Source organism: Candidatus Defluviilinea gracilis (genome assembly GCA_016716235.1).
Lineage (GTDB): Bacteria > Chloroflexota > Anaerolineae > Anaerolineales > Villigracilaceae > Defluviilinea > Defluviilinea gracilis.
This window is the reverse complement of sequence record JADJWS010000001.1, coordinates 1,836,249-1,853,430: the sequence shown is the minus strand read 5'-3', so window position 1 is coordinate 1,853,430 and position 17,182 is coordinate 1,836,249. Positions and strand designations below refer to the sequence as shown.

The 17,182-nt window shown below is 52.6% G+C and carries 14 protein-coding genes; 11 read left to right on the top strand and 3 right to left on the bottom strand.

The window, feature by feature from the left end; genetic code table 11:
* Nucleotides 1-6 precede the first annotated feature (6 nt).
* The gene (locus tag IPM31_08655; GenBank protein MBK9007053.1) at nucleotides 7-1,086 is read right to left on the bottom strand and encodes a hypothetical protein; all 1,080 of its coding nucleotides are present in this window, start codon (nucleotides 1,084-1,086) and stop codon (nucleotides 7-9) included.
* A gap of 180 nt (nucleotides 1,087-1,266) precedes the next feature.
* Here IPM31_08655 and recQ point away from each other — a divergent pair, with 180 nt between their 5' ends.
* Nucleotides 1,267-3,447, top strand: coding sequence for a DNA helicase RecQ (gene recQ / locus IPM31_08650; GenBank protein MBK9007052.1), 2,181 nt, complete (start codon nucleotides 1,267-1,269; stop codon nucleotides 3,445-3,447).
* Nucleotides 3,447-4,682 carry an NAD(P)/FAD-dependent oxidoreductase gene (locus IPM31_08645; GenBank protein MBK9007051.1) on the top strand — a complete coding sequence of 412 codons (1,236 nt, stop codon included), beginning with the start codon at nucleotides 3,447-3,449 and terminating at the stop codon, nucleotides 4,680-4,682. Before recQ ends, IPM31_08645 begins: the two co-directional genes overlap by 1 nt.
* A gap of 239 nt (nucleotides 4,683-4,921) precedes the next feature.
* Here IPM31_08645 and IPM31_08640 read toward each other — a convergent pair whose 3' ends face one another.
* Nucleotides 4,922-5,377, bottom strand: coding sequence for an SRPBCC family protein (locus tag IPM31_08640; GenBank protein MBK9007050.1), 456 nt, complete (start codon nucleotides 5,375-5,377; stop codon nucleotides 4,922-4,924).
* Between the two features lie 194 nt (nucleotides 5,378-5,571).
* On the opposite strand from IPM31_08640, the gene IPM31_08635 reads away from it, so the two are divergent.
* Entirely contained in the window at nucleotides 5,572-7,122 is a 1,551-nt protein-coding gene (locus IPM31_08635) for a hypothetical protein (GenBank protein MBK9007049.1), read from the top strand.
* Nucleotides 7,123-7,163: 41 nt separating this feature from the next.
* On the opposite strand, the gene IPM31_08630 is transcribed toward IPM31_08635, so the two are convergent.
* Nucleotides 7,164-7,976, bottom strand: a complete 813-nt coding sequence (locus tag IPM31_08630) for a hypothetical protein (GenBank protein ID MBK9007048.1) — start codon at nucleotides 7,974-7,976, stop codon at nucleotides 7,164-7,166.
* A 253-nt stretch (nucleotides 7,977-8,229) separates the two neighbouring features.
* Between IPM31_08630 and IPM31_08625 the strand changes: the two genes are divergently transcribed.
* The 8 genes from IPM31_08625 (at nucleotide 8,230) to IPM31_08590 (ending at nucleotide 17,116) form a co-directional block, all read left to right on the top strand.
* Entirely contained in the window at nucleotides 8,230-9,609 is a 1,380-nt protein-coding gene (locus IPM31_08625; GenBank protein MBK9007047.1) for an 8-oxoguanine deaminase, read from the top strand.
* Nucleotides 9,610-9,703: 94 nt separating this feature from the next.
* Nucleotides 9,704-11,491: an adenine deaminase gene (ade, locus tag IPM31_08620; protein ID MBK9007046.1), complete on the top strand. Its 1,788-nt coding sequence runs from the start codon at nucleotides 9,704-9,706 to the stop codon at nucleotides 11,489-11,491.
* Nucleotides 11,491-12,210, top strand: a complete 720-nt coding sequence (locus IPM31_08615; GenBank protein MBK9007045.1) for a GntR family transcriptional regulator — start codon at nucleotides 11,491-11,493, stop codon at nucleotides 12,208-12,210. Before ade ends, IPM31_08615 begins: the two co-directional genes overlap by 1 nt.
* Before the next feature lie 87 nt (nucleotides 12,211-12,297).
* Complete coding sequence (locus tag IPM31_08610; protein MBK9007044.1) at nucleotides 12,298-13,497, top strand: YgeY family selenium metabolism-linked hydrolase; 1,200 nt, start codon at nucleotides 12,298-12,300, stop codon at nucleotides 13,495-13,497.
* Between the two features lie 54 nt (nucleotides 13,498-13,551).
* On the top strand, nucleotides 13,552-14,532 hold the full coding sequence (locus IPM31_08605) for an ornithine carbamoyltransferase (protein ID MBK9007043.1): 981 nt from the start codon (nucleotides 13,552-13,554) through the stop codon (nucleotides 14,530-14,532).
* 246 nt (nucleotides 14,533-14,778) lie between these two features.
* Nucleotides 14,779-15,729: a carbamate kinase gene (gene arcC / locus IPM31_08600; GenBank protein ID MBK9007042.1), complete on the top strand. Its 951-nt coding sequence runs from the start codon at nucleotides 14,779-14,781 to the stop codon at nucleotides 15,727-15,729.
* Between the two features lie 92 nt (nucleotides 15,730-15,821).
* On the top strand, nucleotides 15,822-16,172 hold the full coding sequence (locus IPM31_08595; protein ID MBK9007041.1) for a four helix bundle protein: 351 nt from the start codon (nucleotides 15,822-15,824) through the stop codon (nucleotides 16,170-16,172).
* A 65-nt stretch (nucleotides 16,173-16,237) separates the two neighbouring features.
* The gene (locus tag IPM31_08590) at nucleotides 16,238-17,116 is read left to right on the top strand and encodes a hypothetical protein (protein MBK9007040.1); all 879 of its coding nucleotides are present in this window, start codon (nucleotides 16,238-16,240) and stop codon (nucleotides 17,114-17,116) included.
* Nucleotides 17,117-17,182 lie beyond the last annotated feature (66 nt).

The following is a 17,182-nucleotide window of genomic DNA, read 5'->3' as shown; positions in this document are numbered from 1 at the left end:
TTTGCGTTACTTTGCCGCGTACGCATCCGCCATTTGGGAATAGGTTGCCCATTGGACCTGTCCGCTGGCGACGAGGGGATCAACGACTTCGGTGAGGAAGCGTTCGATCACGCCGAAGGGATCTTGCGGGTCGCCAAGAAATTCGCCAGGATGAACGGTGAAATGAAAGACGTTGACCTTGCCCGCTTGCGCGGCTGAAAGCGAGGCGTAGAGACTCTCTTTGAGATATTCAAAATAGGCTTCGTCTCCGCCCGCGTCATCGCTTCGGCGCATGGACGCGAAATTTTCTTTATCGTATTGACCTTCGGGCAAAAAGACGATTGCGCCGTTTGGATCGTGTTGCGTGAAGAGCGTGAAGTCCGCGCCGTCGGTTCCGCCTGCGGGTCGCCAGGGGTTCACGCCGATCAGCGACATGTCGGTGGACTGCGTAGCGGGACTCTTCCAATCGCTGTTCACATCCAAGCCCGCGCATTCGGCGGCTTCGTACAAATTCGGATACAAATTGCCGCCGCTCCAATAACGGATGTCGCTCACGCCGCCCGCCTGCATAATGTAACTGATCTCTTCCTTCATCACATCGCACCATTGCTGAACGGAAAGCGGCTCGGGATTTTTCCCGAGATGCGCGTCTTCGTGGAAGTGCAGGGCGAGTTCATGTCCGCGCGCGGCGAGGTCGGCAAGAATGGTATTGCCCGATTCAATCGCCACCGTCGTGAACGGACTCTGCGCTTGAATCGTCATGCGCCCGCCGTGCGCTTCGACGATCTGGGCTAGGGTCAGCATATCCTCCACGTGTCTCTCGAAAAATTGCGGCTTGTGATAATCCGATTTGCCGCTCGGAAATCCTTGCGCCGTTTCGCCCATCGGTTCGATGTGCATTCCGATATCGAAGAGCAGGATGGCGGAGCCCGCTTCATTTTCGACGGGCAGGCTGGTCGCCGCTTCGGCGGGCGGAGTCTCCGCCGAGGGGGGAGTCGCTGACGCGGCGGGTAGTCCGCAAGCCAACGACGCGAACAGTAGAACGGCAAAGAAAAGGGAAGTTCGTTTGAGCGTGCGCATGAGGTTGATCTCCTTGTGATTCGGCATGGCGTCTTGGCAAAAAAACCAACCATGCTTTCCCCTATTTTCCACGACGCTTGTAACTAAAGTATTATCTGGTTGTAAAAAAAATAACGTCTCACCCTTCAAAATAGTTAACTCGGTTCCACAAGGAAACATCGAGCCAGTTTGGTTTTATGGAACCCCTATCGCGGGTATACTTTGCTCATGCCCTCCCCCGCCTCCATCCTCAAACAGACCTTCGGCTACGATACATTCCGCCCGCTTCAGCAAGACGTGATCGAAAATGTATTGTCGCGCAAAGACACGCTCGCCGTCATGCCGACGGGCGGAGGGAAATCGTTGTGTTATCAAATCCCATCGTTGATGTTTGACGGACTCACCGTCGTCGTCTCGCCGCTGATCTCGTTGATGAAAGATCAAGTGGAGCAACTACGCGCGTTCGGCGTGCCGTCGCTGTTCATCAACAGTACATTGTCGCCGCAGGCATATCAAGAGAGCATGGATCATGTGCGCAATGGTGAAGTGAAGTTACTTTACGTCGCGCCTGAAACGCTTCTCACGCAACGCATCCTCTCGCTTCTCGATTCGGTCCAAGTGGATTGCATCACCATTGACGAGGCGCACTGCATCTCCGAGTGGGGACACGACTTCCGCCCTGAATATCGTCAACTCGTTGAGGTGAGAAAAAGATTTCCGAAAGCGGTTTGTTTGGCATTAACGGCAACCGCAACGTCGAGAGTTCGGCAGGATATTCGCAACACGCTTAAGTTTTCGACAACGAATGAATTTGTCGCCAGTTTCAACCGCGAGAATTTGTACATCGAGGTCATTCCCAAGCGCGAGCCAGTCGGTCAGGTGATCGAACTGCTCGACCGCTACAAAGACCAATCGGGCATCATCTATTGTTTCTCGCGTAAACAAGTGGATGAACTCGCCGCGTATCTCGCCTCGAAAAAATATTCCGCGCGTCCGTATCATGCGGGGCTGGAAGATGCCGACCGAAAAAAGAATCAAGAAGCGTTCATCCGCGACGACGTGCAAATCATTGTTGCCACCGTCGCGTTCGGCATGGGCATCAACAAGCCCAATGTGCGCTTCGTCATTCACTTCGATCTGCCCAAGAGCGTTGAAAGTTATTATCAAGAGATCGGGCGCGCGGGACGCGACGGCTTGCCCGCGTTTTGCACATTGCTCTACAATTATTCGGATGTCGTCAAGATCAACTATTTCATTGACCAAAAAGAAGGCGACGAAAAACGCGTCGCCATTCAACACTTGAACGCCATCGTGAGTTTTGCGGAGGATGAACGCACGTGCCGACGCAAGCCGCTCCTCAACTACTTCGGCGAATCCTACGAAGCCGACAACTGCTCCAACTGCGACAACTGCACCTCCGCCCCGACTCCGCTCGCCGACATCACTGTGTACGCGCAGAAGTTCCTTTCCTGCGTCAAACGCGCGGACGAGAAATTCGGCGCGGGTCACATCGTGGATATTTTGCTCGGCTCGAAAAACGAAAAGGTGATCCGCTGGGGACACGACAAATTATCCACATACGGAATCGGCGAAGAATTGACAAAGAAACAATGGATGCACATCGCCCGTCAACTCTTGAGTATGGGCTACCTCAAACAGGAGGGCGAGTATCACACGCTGAGTCTCACGGTCAAGGCGTTGGAGTCGCTGAAGAAAAGAGAACCAGTTTTCGGCGTCGTGCAAGAAGCGGAGAGGGCGAAGAAAGATGGAAAGAGGAAAGTGGGCATCGAATACAATCACGCGCTGTTTGCCATTCTTCGTCAAAAACGAAAAGAGATGGCAGACGCGGATGGAGTCCCGCCGTATGTGATTTTCTCCGATAGAACGCTGACGGAGATGGCGGCGTATTATCCGCAATCGCGCGAGAGTTTGTTGAAAATTTCAGGCGTGGGGCAGGTGAAGTTAAGTCAATATGGCGAGGCGTTTTTGGAAGTCATACAATCGTTTTGTAAAAACCATGAGTTGAAAGAGATCACCCTCACCCCCAGCCCCTCCCCCTCAGGGAGAGGGGAATCGCTTGGCGAACGGACACGCATTGTTGGAGAATCATTCAACGAAGGCGCAACGATTCAAACGTTGATGGAACGCCAAGGCGTGACGAAGGGAACGATCCTCGATCACCTGACGAAATATGCGCTGGCTGGCAACAAACTTCGCAACGGCGGCGATTTGCAGGAGGCGACATCTGCCACGCCCGAACAGCAACAGATCGCCTTCGCCGTGTTCAATGAACATAGCACGATGTATCTCAAGCCTGTCTTCGATGCATTGAACGGCGCGTTGAATTACGATGAGTTGAAGATTCTGCGGTTGTTATATTTGATCGATAAACAAGGCAATACCGCGTGATGAAAACGGATTGGGATGTTATCGTTGTCGGCGGCGGACCCGCAGGCTTTTTCGCCGCGATACGATGCGCCGAGTTAAACCCGAGTCTCAACGTGCTGATCCTCGAAAAAGCAACGCAAACCTTGGGCAAGGTAATCGTCTCCGGTGGCGGACGGTGTAATGTGACCCATGCCTGTTTTGACCCGGCGCGGTTGGTTGCGTTCTATCCGCGCGGGGGCAATGAGCTACGGGGAGCGTTCGCGCGCTTCCAACCGCGAGACACGATAGCGTGGTTCGAAACGCGCGGGGTGAAGTTGAAGACTGAAGCCGACGGGCGTATCTTCCCTGTGACCGACGATTCGAACACAATTGCAGATTGCCTGCGCAGCGCGGCGAAGTCGGCCGGTGTGGAGGTCTGGGGACACTCCCGCCTCGGTCGTGTGGATCGAAATCAAGATGAGAGTTTCCAACTCACTACGCAAACGCTTCGGGATGTGTTCACGCGCCTGCGCGCCGGGAAACTTCTTCTCGCAACGGGCAGTGACCGAAAAACGCTCGCCATAGTCAAATTGCTCGGACACACTGTCGTCGATCCCGTGCCATCTTTATTCACCTTCAACGTCCGGGACGAGCGCATCAAAGGCTTGGAAGGCGTGTCTGTGGCGTCCGTCTCATTGAAAATGGATTCACTCTCCACCCAAGGCGCTTTACTGATCACACACTGGGGGTTGAGCGGTCCAGCCGTGTTGAGACTTTCAGCATGGGGCGCCCGCGAATTCTATGGAATGAATTACCGCGCCGAACTGACCATTAACTGGCTGGACAACTATTCATTCGACAAGGCTCTCGATGTGTTGCAACGCAACAAAGCATGGAAAGAGAACGCCCGCAAAAAACTTTCCTCGCATGCCGCGTTCTCGCAAATCCCCGCGCGGCTTTGGAAGCGATTGGTTGACTTTATCGGCGATAAAAACTGGGCAGATGTGTCCAAAGAGGAAGTGCGAAAACTCGCCAAAGAATTAACGGCTGGAACATTTACGATTCAAAGCAAAGGGGTTTTTAAGGAGGAGTTCGTCACCTGCGGCGGGGTGAATTTGAAAGAAGTGGATTTTAAAACAATGCAAAGCCGCATCGTGAAAGGGTTGTTTTTTGCAGGCGAAGTCCTGGATATCGACGGCGTCACCGGCGGGTTTAATTTCCAATCCTCGTGGACGACCGGTTGGATTGCGGGAAGCGCCATGGGCGCTCCGGGGTGACTCAGTAGTGATAGCAAGGCTTTGCATCCACATGCTCCGCTACAGAACGCCATCTGGGTCTTCTTATTCACTGATGTTACGCGCCATGCCTGCAAGGGCAGGTGAAAACGCAGACGGACGCAGATTTCTTGGGAAGGCTACTCTGAACAATCCATCTGTATCAGCGTTTTCAGCGTTCACGCCGCGCTGGCGCTCAGCACAAGTGTCTGCGTCCTGTTTTAAAACTATCAGGCAGGTAGTTAATCTGCGTTCTCCAATCTTGCCTTGAGATTACGAAACGCCCTCTTCATGGACGGGTTACCAGTCAACGGATAAACAAACAAGGCAAACCCAAACGCCATGAACGGATTGAGATTCAACCGTATCGCGCGCGTGATCAACACGTGATTTTCTTTTTCTGAAAATGTAAAAGTGTGGAACACATCCCCAATCGTCGGATCGTTCGCCACAAAACCAAATTTGTGCGGAGGTTCGAATTCAGTGACCTTTAGTCTGTTCGGTCTCTCCTTTTGTATCGCAAACTCGCCTTTGGAGACATATTCCTTCCCCACTTGAATCGGCTCGGATGAAACCGCTTCGATCTTCAATTCCCCGCCGCTCCATTCGGGGTGTTTCGTCAGATCAGAAACGTAATCAAAAGCGGGTTGGAGGTTTGTGTTGATGAGGATTTGGACAGAGCGGGTGATTGAGGTCATGGAGGTATTATAAGCCTTGACCACTGCCCATTTGGGAAAGTCGAAGGACAGGTCTCAATCAAATCCCACCACCTGCTCAACACTTGAAATCGTATCCTGCTTCTGATAGTAGGGTTTTAAATGGTAAAGATTGTCACCTCAGGCGCGTTGAGTGTATATATTTTGGTCTCGAGATGATTTTTCAAGGAGGAACTATGTCTGAACTTTCCGAATCCGCTAAGCCCGACAAGAAACGATTTATCCGTCTTCTTGTTCCAATCATAGTCATACTGCTTCTGTTGCTTGTGTATGGAAGTGGGATCTTCATTCTACCGATTGCGATTCTATCTAGTTACAAAGGTGGAAACTGTAATACTGTCCTCAGTCTTGATAATTTCTACACCACTATTTACCCTGCTTTCATTGAGGACAAGACACTGACACAACCCGCCATGGAATGTGCGGTGTATTCCCTTGCGAACCGTCAGGAAGGGGACTCTGACTGGCAGGAAGCGCTGAATTCTTATGAAGTGTATTCTGCATCCTACCCCAATGGTATCTTTGTAGCAAAAGCTCATGAGCATAGCGCTCTGATGCTGGTCAATCTGGCGAAAGAACAAGCGGACGCAAAAAACTTTTCGCAAGCAGTATCGAATCTTAATAACGTTCTGACGAAATATGCAGGCACTGACGCAGCGGCAAGTGCAATCGATCTTTACCCTGAGATGTACATCTCTTGGGGTGTTGGGCTACGAACCGCAGGGGAATTCGAAGATGCACAACAAGTGTTTAGCGATTTCAAGAATTGGGCAGAAAGCAATCAAGAGCCTGAGCATGCTCAAACTGCACAACGCGAACTAGCGCAGACTTATTTGGATTGGGGCTTGCAGTTGCAATCGCAAAAAAAGTTCGAAGAGGCTGAAAGCAAACTTGATTCCGCAGAATCAGTCGAGTCAACTGTTGCCGAGCAGGTACGGGCAAATAAGGAAAAACTTCATACCGAATGGGGAGGCTTCTTGATCGACCAAAATGATTTTGACAAGGCAATGGAACAATATGGAATAGCATCAAAACTGGTTGAGGAACGTGATCCGTCTGCGGCTAAAGATGTTATTGCAAATGGATACGTTCAGTGGGCTGGTGGACTGGTCGCCGAAAAGGATTTTATTGGCGCTCTAGTGTTGCTTGATTTTGCACAAGAAAATGCTGCGACGGATTCTGCGAAGAAATCTGTAGATGAGGTAAGGAGCGACACATATCTTGCGTTCTCACAATCAGATGGCGAACAGGCTCAGAAAGCGATGAAGGATGCCGCGAGAATCGTTTGCGAGCATCATGCAAATCCCAGTTTGCCGATTTTTGGATTGGATGAGGCTACAAAACGTGCCCTTGTTTACGGGGTTGAAACAGATCTCCCTGAGGACCTTGCAGCAAAAACTCCGGGCGCAATGCATTATGTAGCATGCATCACTGAAGACACTAAGATTATTGGGCGAGAACCGCACCTGCTTAAAAACGTTCCGTTGTATTCCAACTTACCACCGGTTTCATTTCATCTGTATTTCAATCGTGTACAATTCTTCTGGACTGTCTCATTGCGAGAGATAAGCACTGGAAAGGAATATAAAGTGACGACGATTGACGGAGGAGAACCGCCACCAATCGACCCAAATTCACTTATTGATCACATGAACAATCCATATTTCTTTGGCGCCAGGCCTGATATTGCAGATCTAGCAGGCTGGCTACTACAATATCTGAAATAAGAAAGATACCCAACAACTATTCACATCGGGCATCTCTTTACCTATTGGTCCGGTAGCAACCAAATCCAACTGTTTTCGAAGGAGCAACTCCCTTCACCGGATTCCTGCCAGCCCAAGAAGCCAAAAATCCCACTCGAACGTCGTTGTTGACTTTCGTCATGAAAGCGGCCTTGGTGTATCCCGTTAATGAATACGTCAAATGCGTTTCCCTGGGCAACCAATAGGAACTGATTGCTTCCATCGTTCTCAACATTCAATGTGTCAGAGAATTTTGTGGTAGACACAGAATATTTGCGCCTACCGAATTCATAGGCGTCAATAAAGTATGCTGGTAAACCGGACAGGCGATAAAAGTAAAACTGGTATTGTTCTCCTTTTGCAAGATCTATTTCTGAGCGAAAGATCAAGCCGCAGATTAGAACTCCCGAAGCATTCCATGTTACATCTGATTTAAAAATAAAATCTGTTGCTTGTATTTTCTCATCAATTTGCTCAAATAGTCCCGCGTCCTTTTGCGGCCCCGTCATTTTTATCGTCACAGGCTGATTCTGTTTCCATGCAAGGTATCCATCCTTATAAGAGATGCCCGAGTTTGGTCCTATAAATACATCCAAATCAGAGACAACATGGTAAGCCTCAAGTGTCGCGGTCAGGGCGATATTTGCCGTGGCAGTTGAAATAAAGGTTGGGGTGCCAGTTGGTGAAAGTGTCGAAGACGGCTGATGTGTACCGGTAGGCGGCTCGGCGGCAACGGTTTGTGCAACCATCGTGCCGGCTTGATCCAATGGAGATTGCCCCCCACAGCCACTTACTAAAATTGCTAGTGTCAATAAGATTGCAATTGATTTGTACATGTTATCTTCCTTCGATTAATCAAACACATGATATACATTGCGGATACGGTCTTTTGAAGTTTAGCGAAGTCACATATCCCCTAATTGACATCCTCCCTACTTTCCGCTACACTTCAAGTTGTCAGACAACTTTCGTCTAGTCCACTTGCCACCAAACAATCTCCAGTCTCCAGTCCCTAATCTCCAATTCTCCAATTCTCTCATTCACCAATTACCAATCACCAATTACTAATTACCACTTACTCCTCCCCCCATGCCCACCCTCCTCATCAAAAACGCCCACCTCCTCACCATGGACGACCACCACACCGAAATCCCCGATGGCGGTCTTTTTATCCGCGACGGTTTCATTGAACAAGTAGGACAAACTTCCAGTTTGTCCAGCGAGGCCGATGAAACCCTCGACCTCAAAGGTCACGTCCTCCTCCCGGGCCTCGTCAACACGCATCACCACTTCTACCAGACCCTCACGCGCGCCGTCCCTGCCGCGCAAGATGCCAACCTCTTCAACTGGCTCAAAACGCTCTACCCGATCTGGGCTCGCCTCACGCCCCACGATATTTTCACCTCGACTCAAACCGCCCTCGCGGAACTTGCCTTGTCTGGATGCACAACGGCTTCTGACCATCTCTACCTCTACCCAAACGGTTCAAAACTCGACGATGAGATTGCCGCGGCCGCGGAAGTGGGACTCCGCCTCCACGCCTCGCGCGGCTCCATGTCGCTGGGCGAAGCGGATGGCGGTCTCCCGCCCGACAGCGTGGTGGACGATGAAGAGTCTATCCTCAAAGACTCGCTACGTCTCATCCAAAAATATCACGACGCGAAACCAGGCTCGATGGTGCAAATTGTTTTGGCTCCGTGTTCACCGTTCAGCGTGACAGGCGAACTGATGAAACAATCTGCCAAGCTCGCGCGTGAATATGGCGTGCATCTGCACACGCATCTCGCCGAGACCGAAGACGAGGAACAATTTTGCTTGGAGAAATTCGGTCATCGCCCAGGCGGGTACATGCAAGAAGTGGATTGGGTTGGCGACGATGTCTGGTTCGCGCACGCCGTGTGGGTGAATGACGAAGAGATCAAAGTCTTCGCCAAGCACAACTGCGGAGTGGCGCACTGTCCCACCTCGAACATGCGACTCGCCTCTGGCGTCGCGCCGATCAAAGAATATCGCAAAGCAGGTGTGAATGTTGGCTTGGGCGTGGACGGCTCCGCATCCAATGACGGTTCACATCTTCTCGCCGAAGTCCGCAACGCGATGTTGTTGTCTCGCGTGAAAGAGGGAATTACAGGCTACTCATTATCCGATGATCCAAATAGAAAACTCATGACCGCCCGCGAAGCGTTATATCTAGGAACGCGCGGTGGGGCGGCGGTGTTAGGCAGAAAAGATATCGGAAGTTTGGAAAGTGGCAAATGCGCCGACTTCTTCGCCGTCAACTTGAACAAACTCGGCTTCGCAGGGATGCACGATCCCGTTTCGGCGATTGTCTTCGGTCAACCCGTCAATGCCGATTACACCGTCGTCGGCGGAAAGTTCATCGTCAAAGAAGGTCAACTCTCCACTCTGGATGAACGTCAACTTGCGGAGAAACACAACCAAGCCGCAAAACGCTTGTTGGCAGGTTAGCACGTTGGAACGTTCAAACGTTTAGACCCATCTTTTGTTTCTCACGCAGTTCAACTGCGTGAGAACGATACGCAATACGAACTACGGAGTATCAATGCCATCCTCCACAAAACTAACTTGTTCCCTTGTTGATATCGCCATGGGGCGCGCGCCCGCCGACCTTGTGATTCGCGGCGGCAGGTGGGTCAGCGTGCAATCCGGCGAGATCATCCCCGACACGGATATTGCCATCGTGGACGGTCACATTGCTTATGTTGGACGCGATGCGCAACACGCCATCGGCAAAAAGACGAAGGTCATCGAAGCGAAGGGACGTTTCCTCGTGCCGGGGTTGCTGGATGGACACATGCACGTCGAGTCGGGCATGGTCACCGTCACTGAGTTCGTGCGCGCGGTCGCGGCGCGCGGCACGACCGGCATGTTCATTGACCCGCACGAGATCGCCAACGTGTTCGGCTTGCGCGGCGTCAAGTTGATGGTGGACGAAGCGCAAAAGCAACCCATCCACGTGTGGGTGCAGATGCCGTCGTGCGTCCCCTCCGCGCCCGGGCTCGAAACGCCCGGCGCATCCATCGGACCGAAAGAGGTGGCGGCGGCGATGAAATGGAAGGGCATCATCGGCTTGGGCGAGATGATGAACTTTCCCGGCGTGTTCATGGGCGATAAAAACATGCTCGCTGAAATGTCGCTCACCCACGCGGCGGGCAAAACCATCGGCGGACATTACGCCTCGCCCGATCTGGGAATTCCATTTCATGGCTACGTGGCAGGCGGCGCGGAGGACGACCACGAAGGCACGCGCCTCGAAGACGCGGTGGCGCGCGTGCGACAGGGCATGAAATCCATGCTCCGTTACGGGTCGGCGTGGCACGATGTGGCCGCGCAGGTGAAGGCCATTACCGAAAAGAAACTTGATTCGCGCCGCTTCATCCTCTGCACCGACGACTCGCACGCGGGGACGTTGACAGGCGAAGGTCACATGGATCGCGTCCTGCGTCACGCCATCGAGCAGGGACTTCCGCCGATGACCGCGATTCAAATGATGACCATCAATACCGCCGAACATTTCGGCGTGAGCAAAGATATGGGTATGATCGCCCCCGGCCGCTGGGCGGATGTGGTGTTGGTGGAAGATTTGAAAAACTTCAAGGCGGATGTGGTGATTGCAAAAGGAAGAGTGATTGCAGAAAGTGGAACGTGGAAAGTGAATTTGTCGAAATTCACCTATCCCGCGTGGGTGAAGAATTCGGTGAAGTTGAAGAGGCGGTTGAAAGCCGAAGACTTTAAATTACAAGTCACAAGTCCAAGGTCACAGGTCAAAGCCAATGTAATTGGCATCATTGAAAACCATGCAGGCACGCGACATTTGACCTTCGACCTTCAACCCGAATACGGCGAGATCAAAGCCGACATCACCCGCGACCTCGCCAAGATTGCCCTCGTCGAACGTCACAAAGCCACGGGCGGCATCACGCTGGGGCTTGTCAGCGGGTTTGGATTCACCGCGAAATGCGCCATTGCGTCTACCGTCGCGCATGACTCGCATCACATGATCGTCGTCGGCACCGATGACGCGTCGATGGCGGTGGCAGGCAACACCTTGGCGCGAAGCGGAGGCGGGCAGGTCGTCGTCCGCAATGGCGAGGTGATCGGTCAAGTCGAGTTAAAAATCGCGGGGTTGATGTCCACCGAGAAAGCGGACATCGTGGCGCGCAAAGCCGAATCCATTTTGGAGGGATTTAAGATGTGTGGGTGCGAGTTGAATAACCCGAACATGCAATTGAGTTTGCTGGCGCTCGTGGTCATCCCCGAATTGCGGATCTCGGACAAAGGCTTGGTGGATGTGACGAAGTTTGAATTTATTCCCGTATTGGAGTCGTGATGGCAAATTTTCCCTTTCAACGATTGCAAGCCGATCTCGCAAAATTGATCGCGAAGACGCCCGCAGGTCAGCGCTTGATCTCGGAGCCTGAACTTGCGAAACAACTCGGCGTGTCGCGCGCCACGTTGCGCGAAGCGATGCGCACGTTCGAAACGCAAGGCGTGATTCGGCGTCGTCAAGGTTCTGGCACGTATGTGGTCGGCAAGATTCGAGCAATTGACGCGGGTCTTGAAAAACTCGAAAGTATCGAGACGATGGCGCGGCGCATGAACTTGGAAATCACCGTCAGCGATCTGCAGATCGAGCAATTCGATGCGGATGCCGACTCTGCAAAGGGACTCGGCGTCGCCGAAAAGACGCGCCTCACGCGCATCCAACGCGTGATCCGCGCCGACCGCCGTCCCGCCGCCTATTTGGTGGACATCCTGCCCGAGTCGATTCTCAAGCCGTCCGATCTGCCCTCCAACTTCAGCGGCTCTGTCCTCGACTTTCTGCTCGCCCGCGGCGACAAACTCGGAATCTCCCGCGCAGTCGTCGGCGCGACTAACGCCCATGCCGACGTTGCCAAGCCGCTCGAAATCCAACGCGATGATGTTCTGCTGAAGTTCGAGTCGCAGTTATTCGATCTCAAGAACAACGTGGTGGATTTTTCGGTGAGTTATTTTATTCCAGGCTATTTCCATTTCCACGTCAATCGGCGGGTAGGAAATACAAATTAAACACGAAGGACACGAAGTTCACAAAGGAAAACCATTGACTTATTCCTTTGTGTCCGTTGTGTCCTTCGTGGTAAAAAAGGAAAAACTATGACAAACAAACTACAAGAAATACAAAAGCGAGTCAACAACTCACGCGAAGAGATGATCCAGTTCATGCTCGAAATTTGCGAGATTCCGAGTATGGATTCCAAGATCGGCCCCGTCGGCGAGCGTGTTCAGGCAGAAATGAAGAAGTTGGGTTTCGACGAAGCCCGCTTCGACAAGATGGGCAACACCATCGGGCGCATCGGAAATGGGGAGCGAGTCATCGTCTATGATTCGCACATTGATACGGTTGGGGTGGGCGATCCGTCCATGTGGGGATGGGATCCGTTCAAAGGCAAAATTGAAAATGGTGTGCTTTATGCGCGCGGCGCGTGCGATGAAAAAGGCTCCACACCTGGGATGATCTACGGCTTGGCGATGGCGCGCGATCTCGGTCTGCTCGACGGCTGGACGGCGTATTACTTCGGCAACATGGAAGAATGGTGTGACGGCATCGCGCCCAACACGTTCGTTGAAGTTGACCCTGGCATCAAACCCGATTTTGTCGTCATCGGTGAGCCGACGAAGATGCTCACGTATCGCGGACACAAGGGGCGGCTCGAGATGAAGATCACGTCGAAGGGACGCAGCGCGCACGCCGCGTCGAATCATCTCGGCGACAACGCCATCTACAAATTACTTCCCATCATCGCGGGCATCCGCGATCTCGAACCGCAACTCGGCGACCATGAATTTCTCGGGCATGGCAAGATCACCGTCAGCGACATGCACGTCAAAACGCCGTCCATCAACGCGGTGCCTGATGAGGCGGTCATCTTCATTGATCGGCGCATGACGTTCGGCGAAACGAAGGAGCAGGTGCGGGCGCAGGTCGAGGCGTTGATTCCCAAGGAGTTCAAAGACAGCGTCAAACTTGAAGAACTTTTTTACGATGAGCCTTCGTATACGGGATTCGTTTTCCCTGTGGATAAATATTTCCCCGCGTGGGCATTGGAGGAAGACCATCCGCTCGTCCGCGCGGGACAGCTGGCGCGTGAACAAATCGGCTTGACTCCCGCCCCCAGCGGCAAGTGGAACTTCTCCACGAACGGAATCTACTGGGCGGGCAAAGCAGGCATCCCGTCAATCGGATTCGGTCCAGGCGACGAAGAGACCGCGCACACTGTCAACGATTCCGTCTCGCTCGAAGATATGGTCAAAGCGACGGAGTTCTACGCGATCTTGCCGAGTTTGATCAAGTAAAAATCTCACTAGTCGCTCTGCGACTATAAGACTAAAAAACCAGGAGACTAACTTATGCAAACCAACTTCAGAGGCCGCGATTTCATCGGCGACCTCGACTTCACCAAAGAGGAAGTCGAAACCGTTTTAGACGTGGCGTGGGATTTGAAACGCAAGCGCGCGCTCGGTGAACCGCACGCGTTGTTGCGCGACAAAGTCCTTGCCATGCTGTTCTTCTTCACGTCCACGCGCACACGCGGATCGTTCGAGGCGGGCATGGCACAACTCGGCGGACATGCCGCGTTCATTGACAGCGAAACGACTCAAATTTCGCACGGCGATACCGCGAAAGAGATCGGCGAAATTTTCGGTCGCTACTTCGACGGCATTGCCATCCGTCAATGCGACTGGCAATATGGCAATCAATATATCAACGAGGTTGCCAAAGCCAGCCGCGCGCCGATCCTCAACATGCAATGCGATGTGTATCATCCCTTCCAATGTCTGGCGGATATTATGACCGTCATCGAAAAGAAGGGACGCGACTTGAAGAAAAAGAAAGTCGTCGTCTCGTGGGCGTATGCCGCGTCGTACAGCAAACCGATCTCGGTGCCGCAATCGTTGATCCTGCAAATGACCCGCTTCGGTTGCGACGTGGTGCTGGCTCACCCGCCTGAGTTCAAACTCATGCCCGACATCATGCAACAGGCAAAGGACAACGCGAAGAAATACGGCGTCGGTTTCGATGTGACCGACAACATGGACGAAGCCTTCAAAGATGCGGATGTGGTGTATCCCAAGAGTTGGGGTCCGCTTCTCACAACGACAGGCAAAGAAGAAGGCAAAGCCCTGATTGACAAATACAAATCATGGATCACCGACGAGCGCCGCATGGGACTCACCAAGGAAGACTCGATCTACATGCACTGCCTCCCCGCCGACCGCGGACTCGAAGTCACCGACGGCGTGATAGACGGCAAACATTCGGTTGTCTACGATGAAGCCGAGAACCGCCTCCACGCGCAGAAAGCCGTGATGGCGTTGACGATGAGTTAGTTAGTCGAATAGTTTGATAGTCACATAGTCGGATAGCCAATAGACTCTATCGAAAATAAAAATGGGGACGCAGAAAAACGCTGACCAACGCTGATTCAAAGAACAAAATCTGCGTTTTCTGCGCGTTACGCGGTCAGCGTCCAAAATGGTTTGTTCGGCTTATTACCGATAAAGTCTAATGACTCTGGAGGCTGTGTGACTATCATATGACCACGAAACTACCGGACTATAAGACCAGGAGACTACATGACTAAACTAGCAGTCGTCGCCATCGGCGGCAATGCCCTCATCAAAGACGATAAGCGCGTCACCGTCGAAGATCAGGAAGTTGCGTTGCGCGAAACAGCCGTCCACCTCGCGGATATGATCGAGGCGGGCTGGGACCTCGCCATCGGTCACGGCAACGGGCCGCAAGTGGGGTTCATCCTGCGCCGCTCAGAGATCGCCGCGAAAGTGGAGGGGATGCATGAAGTCCCGCTTGATGTGTGTGGCGCGGACTCGCAGGGCGCGATCGGATATGAATTGCAACAAGCGTTGCGCAACGAATTTTTTAAACGCGGCATGGACAAGAAAGTCTGCACGATTGTCACGCAAGTGTTGGTGGATAAAGAAGACGCCGCGTTCAAAAAGCCGACCAAGCCGATTGGAAGTTTCATGGATGAAGCCGAGGCGAAGCGACGCGAAAAAGAGATGGGCTGGTCGGTGGTGGAAGATGCAGGCAGAGGCTGGAGGAGAGTCGTCGCGTCCCCGCTGCCGAAAGAGATCGTCGAGCTGGATGCGGTGAAGACGCTTCTTTCCGCAGGGCAGGTTGTCATCACCGTGGGCGGCGGGGGCATCCCCGTGATTGATCGCGGCGACGGTGAACTCGTCGGCACTGCCGCAGTCATTGACAAGGATTTCGCATCGTCACTGCTCGCGAGTTCGATCAACGCCGAAATTTTTATCGTCGCAACGGCGGTTGAAAAAGTGGCGATCAACTTCGGCAAGCCCGACCAGCAATGGCTCGACAAAATGACTCGCGCCGAAGCGCAGGCGTATCTCGAGGAAGGCAAACATTTCGCCAAAGGTTCGATGGCGCCGAAAGTGCAAGCCGCGATCCGTTATTTGGAAAACGGCGGCGGCGCGGCGATCATCACCAACCCCGAAAATATCGGGCGCGCGCTGAAGGGTGAAACGGGAACGTGGATCGTTAGATAGTTTGTTAGTTTGGTAGTTGAATAGTTTTGTAGTTGGGTGGTTGTGCGGCTTTGCGCCGAATGACCGCCCTTTATTATGTAAAGGAGGAACACATGGCAAAGATAAATCGTTTTGAGGATCTGCAGAGTTGGCAGAAGGCTCGCCAATTGGCTAACTACATTTATGATTTAACCGAACAGCCAAAGGTCTCAAAGGATTTTCGGTTGCGCGATCAGATTCAAGGCGCGGCGGGCTCCGTCATGCACAATATCGCTGAAGGATTTGATTCTGGAACCAACCCGAACTTCATCCGATTTCTGGAAATGTCGAGACGGTCTGCGAGTGAAGTACAATCCGAGTTGTATCTTGCTCTTGACCGTAAATACATCACCGATGAAAACCTCAACGCCGCATATTCTCTCGCGACCGAATCGAAACGGCTCATCAACGGCATGATCGGATAGTTGAGGAAATCATCACCGCCGAGCAAGTAACTACATAACGATCAAACTACGAAACTACTGAACTGATGTCCATTTCTCCCCGCGTCTTATTGAGCATTGATTACGAACCCGTCTTCGCGTTGTTCCGTCACTACGATCATATCCGCGACAAAACGATTCGCCGCGACATGGATGGCAGATTCACCTCCCGCGCGATCGATTCGATCCTCGACCAACTCGGCGATTCCAAAGCCAGCATCTATCTCGTTGGCGAGATCGCGGAGTGGTATCCCGACGTGCCGCAAAAAATTGTGGACGCGGGTCACGAACTCGGTCTGCATTGCCAGTTCCATCGTCCGTTGGTAAACGTGGATCAACTCGCAAATGATTTGCGTGACTCGTCCGCGTGGTGCAAACAATATAATGTGCAAGGCTATCGCGCCCCAATGGTCGGCATCAGCGAGGCGGCGTATCCGCTGCTCGAATCGTTCGGCTTCCAATATAGTTCGTCCATCTATGCGCCCGCTGGCACGCTGTTGCAAAAAGGAAAGATGTGGGAGATTCCCGTCAGCACATGGCGGACGCGCGATGCTCATGAAAATTTTGTCGCGCCGCGCGATTTCTCGTTCAAACTTTTGCTCGGTGGAGAATTTCCCTACGGCTCAAGCTTCAGCATCGGTTTCACGCCTCGCCGCATTCTTTCCATCATCGAAGAAGAACTCAAGCGCGGACATTCCCCCGTCATCATCATGCACCCCTACGAGCTGGTGAAGCCTCCCTCCTCTTCACGCCTCACACGCGACCTGATTCGGAATCCCCACCTCGTCCCTTTTCTCTGGGACAAGTCTCCGTTCTTGCGAAACTTGTTGAGGAGTTTCCCAACTTCATCGTTGAAATCGTATCTTGATGAGGTGATCTCCGATTCCATGACGGGGATTGCTTCGCCACTTCGTGGCTCGCAATGACGGGGCGAAGTATTCGTAGGGCGGGTTTTCAACCCGCCATGTGTCAAATGGCAGAAGAGCGTCAGG